Raw genomic sequence first — 5,016 nt, 5'->3', positions numbered from 1 at the left:
GCCAGTCGGGGTCTCAACCATTGATACATCGACGCGAGCTCGTCGGCGCAGGGATGACCGGACGCGTGAACAGGCTCTGCTGCGCTGTCCGCGTCGATAATGTGAATGCCCTGAGCACGAAAGCGCTGCAAGAGCCTTTCCACTGACTCTTCATTGCCCGGAATCACCCGGGAACTGAGTATTAGGGTATCGCCAGATTCTAGCTCTAGCTGGTGATGCGATCCCGCCGCCAGACGCTGCAAAGCAGCCCCATGCTCTCCCTGGCTACCGGTAGCTACAACCAGGACTTCATCTTTGGGCAGGTAGCCCAGATGTCCTGTTTCGATCAAACGCTTTGAGCGGCTTAGCAGTCCAACACTCAAGGCAGCGGAGTGCATGGTCTGCAAAGATCGTCCCAGCAAGCCCAGATAGCGCTGTGTTTTTTCCGCCACATAAAACAAGCTGTGTAACCGGGCGATGTTACTGGCAAAGCAGGCTACGACCACTCGCCCCTTACAGCCAGCCACGGCTTTTAACAAACCATCTCTCACAGCAACTTCACTCACGGAGTGACCCGGTACGACTGCATTCGTGGAATCACAGATCACGGCATCAAGGCGACTCTCCCCAGTAGCGGCAAAGAGCTCGGGCGAGAAGGCAGGACCGACTTGCGGGGCTTTATCAATTTTCCAATCCGCGGTGTGCAGCAGGCTACCCGCCGCGCAGCGAATATGCAGTGCACAGGTCTCGGGTGTGGAGTGTGTAATAGGTAACCAACGGACATCGAAAGGTCCAATGGACTGCTCATCACCAGGAATGCACTCAATAAGAGGGCTGGGCACCTTGCCCCCACGCCCGGCTGCTTTTCGTCGCAATACTTCCGCCGTAAAAGGTGTGGTGTACACGGGCACGGGAAAGCGCTCCCATAGCAGCGGTAAAGCGCCGATGTGATCTTCGTGGGCGTGGGTCAGTACAATTCCTGCAAGAGAGTCCTTGCGATCGACAATAAACTGGGGATCCGGCGTCTGAACTCGAGGGCGGATTCTTGTGGAGTCCCGTTCAAAAGTGATACCGCAGTCCACCATAAGCCAGGCGCCATCGTGCCCGTAAAGATTCAGGTTCATGCCAATTTCACCGCAGCCTCCAAGCGGTAGAAACCACAAGTCCTTCACACCCGGGATCATGGTTGTGGCTGACAAGTAGGGCACCAATAAATGCGTCGGCTGCCCATGCTGTCTCTGCGGATAGTGTCCCCACATTGATAACAAGGCCGTTCGTCCCTGCCAAATACAAAGAAGCGTCGACGCTCAAAGCCCTTGACGGTTTTTTTGAGAGATGCGGCTAAGCGTGCTGGCAAGGTAATACCGCCAGTTTCATAACTGCGCCGAGGCAATTTCAGGGTTTCCCTGGCCAGAGAGCCCCGCTCAGCTTTACTGAGGTCACAAGGCCGTCGCTTAGGATACAAGCCTGCACAAAACAAAATTTCTGAACGCAGGTAGTTGCCGCTGCCCGCCAGAAAATGTTGATCCAGATACAGTGCACTCAAAGAACGGCCTGCAAATCGCTGCATCTGGAGACGCTCGCTGATGTCTTGCCAACTCAATTGGGCGGACAGCAAATCTGGGCCCAGTGTTGCAAGAAAAGGATGCATACCCAAATCGTCGCGAGCCCACACGCTGATATCCGAGGCGCTATACAGCAATGCGCTGTGACTCGCCGTGTGCAGCGCAAGGCGCAGGGATCGATTGGTAGCGGGCGTCTTACCTCGCTTAACAATTTTCCAAACGCCATAAAGCTGGTTATGCGAGTAAATAGCATAGTCGTTATCGAAGTGCGTCAGCAAAGCTTTGCCGCGCGTTTCAATCTCCATGACCCGTTGACCCGTAAGTGAGACTTCAAATCGTTGCAGTTCCGGAAAGGCAAATGCCACCGCCTCAATGGTCTCATCAACCAGTACGTCGGCGATACGATCCGCCGCACGGCGTATTTCTGGGCCCTCGGGCATTAGTCTGCATGTCCTTGTTACATCTGCTGTGTGATCCATACGCACAAGCGTCGCTTGAGGATGGGTGATACTTTACTTCTTCCCCTTGGCAACACAGACTCCGAGCATGCCAGCGGTAACGTCATGCCCCCACTAAGTACCCGTCTTATTTATGGCGCCGGGGGCGCTGTGTACGCCGTCAAAGAAGCGGCCTACACGATGTTCATCCTGCTGTTCTACACTCAGGTGCTTGGACTCAACGGCACGCTTACTGGGCTGATTGTCGCTCTGAGCCTCATCTGGGACGCGGTCTCAGACCCGCTCGTTGGCACCCTATCGGACCGTTTGCGCAGCAAACATGGCCGGCGCCATCCCTATATGGCCTTAAGTATTGTTCCTTTGGGACTGGGCTTTATCGGCTTGTTCTCCCCACCTGATGCGCTGTTGGGCTCCGATGCGCTTCTCGCAGCCTGGCTTCTTTTCTGGTCCCTCTGGGTGCGCACCTTTGTCACGACATTTTCCATCCCGCACCTCGCCCTCTCCGCCGAAATCACCAACGATTATCAAGGTCGCAGTCAGATCCTCGGTGCGCGACTAGCTTATATGTTTTTGTTTTCGGTATTGATCCCGGCCGTAGCACTTACGCTGATTTTTCAGTCCAGTGGGGGTGACGACGGTCGCTTTGTGCAAGGCAACTATCCCATTTATGGGGCCTTTTCTTGCGCGGTCTGTTGGTTACTCGCGAGTATCACGACCTTCGGAACACGCCGCTACGCACGCCCTTCACATACGCAGCCCATACCTCCGCCTCGACACGCGGGCAATACACTCACCCAAGACCTCCTGCGCACCCTGGGTAATCGCAGCTTTCGCTACTTGATTGGCTTTGAACTATCGGTGATGGCGAGCTTCGGCGCGATATCGGCGCTCAACATGTTGGTCTGGACCTACTACTGGGAATTTGATGCTAAAGAGGTTTCGATCATCTTGTCCCTGCCGAGCCTCCTCGCGGTGGCTTTGGTTATGCTTAGCCTGCGTCCACTGGGACGCCATCTTGAGAAGTATCAGTTACTACAGCTATCAACAGTCGGTTTGATCCTTAACTGCCTCTGGCTATACCCGCTGCACATACTTGGATTACTACCCGACAATGGCGAACTTTGGTTCGCGCTGAACCTGGTCTTTATGTTGATCTTTATGTACTGTTTTTTAATGCGCGGCATCCAAGCGCAGTCCATCATCGCAGACCTTAGCGACGAGCATGAGTGGGATCACGGCATGCGTCAGGAAGCGGGTTTCTTCGCAGCGAGCAATTTTGCACAGAAGTTCGCTACCGTATTCGGTCCTTTGTATGGCGGTCTCGCGCTGGACCTTATCGGACTTGAATCAGGTATGTTGCCGGGATCATTGGACGATTCTATCCTCGATGGGTTGGTTATCGCTTTTGGACTGGGATCTCTCCCGGGCATGCTCCTCGCACTGCTGTTTTCCACAAGAATTACGATCAGCCGAGCGCGCGTAGCCGACCTGCAGCGCATGCTTGGCGAGCGCGCAGCCGCCTCACCGCCCTGAATCGGGCTTGTGAGTAGACGTCACGCGGCGCAAAATGCGCGCCTCAGAACCTCACGGTCCAAACCATGAATCAAGCTATTTACGATACGCGCATCCGTCAGGCACAGCCCTTGATCACGCCCTGGGTGCTTGCCGATGAGCAGCCTCTCTCTGACGCGCAGGCCGCGACGGTCAGTACGGCCCGAGGACAAATTGAAGACGTACTGTCGGGTAAAGACCCTCGGCTATTGGTGATTGTGGGGCCCTGCTCCGTGCATGACCCGGCGGCACTGTTGGAGTTTGCAGCAGCCCTCAAGTCACATTGCCTTGATCTTAACGACGCGCTCCTGCCAGTGCTTCGTGTGTACTTTGAAAAACCGAGAACCGTCGTCGGCTGGAAAGGACTGATCAACGACCCGGACCTGGATGGCAGCTTTCATATCAACAAAGGCCTGCGCCTCGCCCGGAACGTTCTGCAGGACGTGGCCAGTCTGGGCTTACCTGCCGCCAGTGAGTTTTTGGATAACATCTTTGGTCAGTACTACGCCGATCTTGTGAGCTTTGCGGCTATTGGCGCACGGACGGTAGAAAGCCAGATTCACCGGGAATTGGCCTCAGGTTTGTCCATGCCCGTGGGTTTTAAGAACGCCACAAACGGTGACGTAGGCGTGGCCATCGATGCGATTCGCAGCGCCAATCACAGTCACTGGTTTCCGTCGTTGACCCGAGAGGGTACTCCGGCAATTCTGCAGTCCGATGGCAACCCTCACAGCTATCTCGTCCTGCGTGGCGGCAAGTCCAGTGGACCCAATTACCACGCCGCAGCAGTAACTGCAGCTGCGACGGCCATGACAGCAGCGAATCTAGAACCCGGTGTCATTGTCGATTGTAGTCACGGTAATAGTGAGAAAGACCCACAGCGTCAGGCGATCGTTGCGGCAGATCTTAGCGATCAGATCGAGCAAGGGCAGTCTGCGCTGCGCGGTGTCATGCTGGAGAGCCACCTCGTTGCTGGCAATCAGGCCATTGGGCCGCGAGAATCCCTACGCTACGGGCAGAGCATTACGGATGCCTGTTTGTCCCTCGAAGAGACCTTGCCCGTTCTAGACAGCCTTGCCGCGGCCGTGCGCCGGGCAAGGCTTTAGAGCCTGCTTACCAGGTGTAGCCGATACGAACACGGTAGGTTTGATCAAGCTCTTCGGTGCCTGCTACGGCGCCAGTGTTGAGATCGAGCACGAGTTCTGCTGAGGCTTCTACACCGTAGAGTAAGGGGAACGCGAGTCCGAAAGTCGTATTCAGAACAATATTGGACGCCTCATCTAGGTTCCAGATGCCCTTGTGATTGATGTACATGCGAGAATCGCCGCCGAGATAGGTGCTCTGCATACGGACGTCCCAGGTACTACCTAGATACTCCCGATCCTCATCGCTGATAAAATCTTCCGTGATGTACGCAAGACCTGTTTCGGCCTCAAGCGCGAACACCGGATCGGTAAAGAACT

General features: G+C 55.4%; 5 protein-coding genes. 2 read left to right on the top strand and 3 right to left on the bottom strand.

The window, feature by feature from the left end:
* Both ACI9KD_RS16810 and nei read right to left on the bottom strand, forming a co-directional pair.
* Nucleotides 1-1,178 (bottom strand): ribonuclease J (locus ACI9KD_RS16810; RefSeq protein ID WP_414982323.1); only part of this gene is annotated, 1,178 nt, incomplete at its 3' end.
* Nucleotides 1,160-1,984, bottom strand: coding sequence for an endonuclease VIII (gene nei, locus ACI9KD_RS16805; RefSeq protein ID WP_414982322.1), 825 nt, complete (start codon nucleotides 1,982-1,984; stop codon nucleotides 1,160-1,162). The genes ACI9KD_RS16810 and nei, both read right to left, overlap by 19 nt.
* Nucleotides 1,985-2,044: 60 nt before the next feature.
* Here nei and ACI9KD_RS16800 point away from each other — a divergent pair, with 60 nt between their 5' ends.
* Together ACI9KD_RS16800 and ACI9KD_RS16795 are read left to right on the top strand one after the other, a co-directional pair.
* Complete coding sequence (locus ACI9KD_RS16800) at nucleotides 2,045-3,535, top strand: MFS transporter (RefSeq protein ID WP_414982321.1); 1,491 nt, start codon at nucleotides 2,045-2,047, stop codon at nucleotides 3,533-3,535.
* Between the two features lie 65 nt (nucleotides 3,536-3,600).
* Complete coding sequence (locus ACI9KD_RS16795; RefSeq protein WP_414982320.1) at nucleotides 3,601-4,659, top strand: 3-deoxy-7-phosphoheptulonate synthase; 1,059 nt, start codon at nucleotides 3,601-3,603, stop codon at nucleotides 4,657-4,659.
* A 7-nt stretch (nucleotides 4,660-4,666) separates the two neighbouring features.
* Here the strand turns inward: ACI9KD_RS16795 and ACI9KD_RS16790 are convergent.
* A partial coding sequence (locus ACI9KD_RS16790; RefSeq protein WP_414982319.1) for a DUF481 domain-containing protein occupies nucleotides 4,667-5,016 on the bottom strand: 350 nt, incomplete at its 5' end.

The organism is Congregibacter sp. (assembly GCF_047617445.1).
Lineage (GTDB): Bacteria > Pseudomonadota > Gammaproteobacteria > Pseudomonadales > Halieaceae > Congregibacter.
Note: the sequence above shows the minus strand (reverse complement) of the source record. Positions and strands in the feature narration are given on the sequence as shown.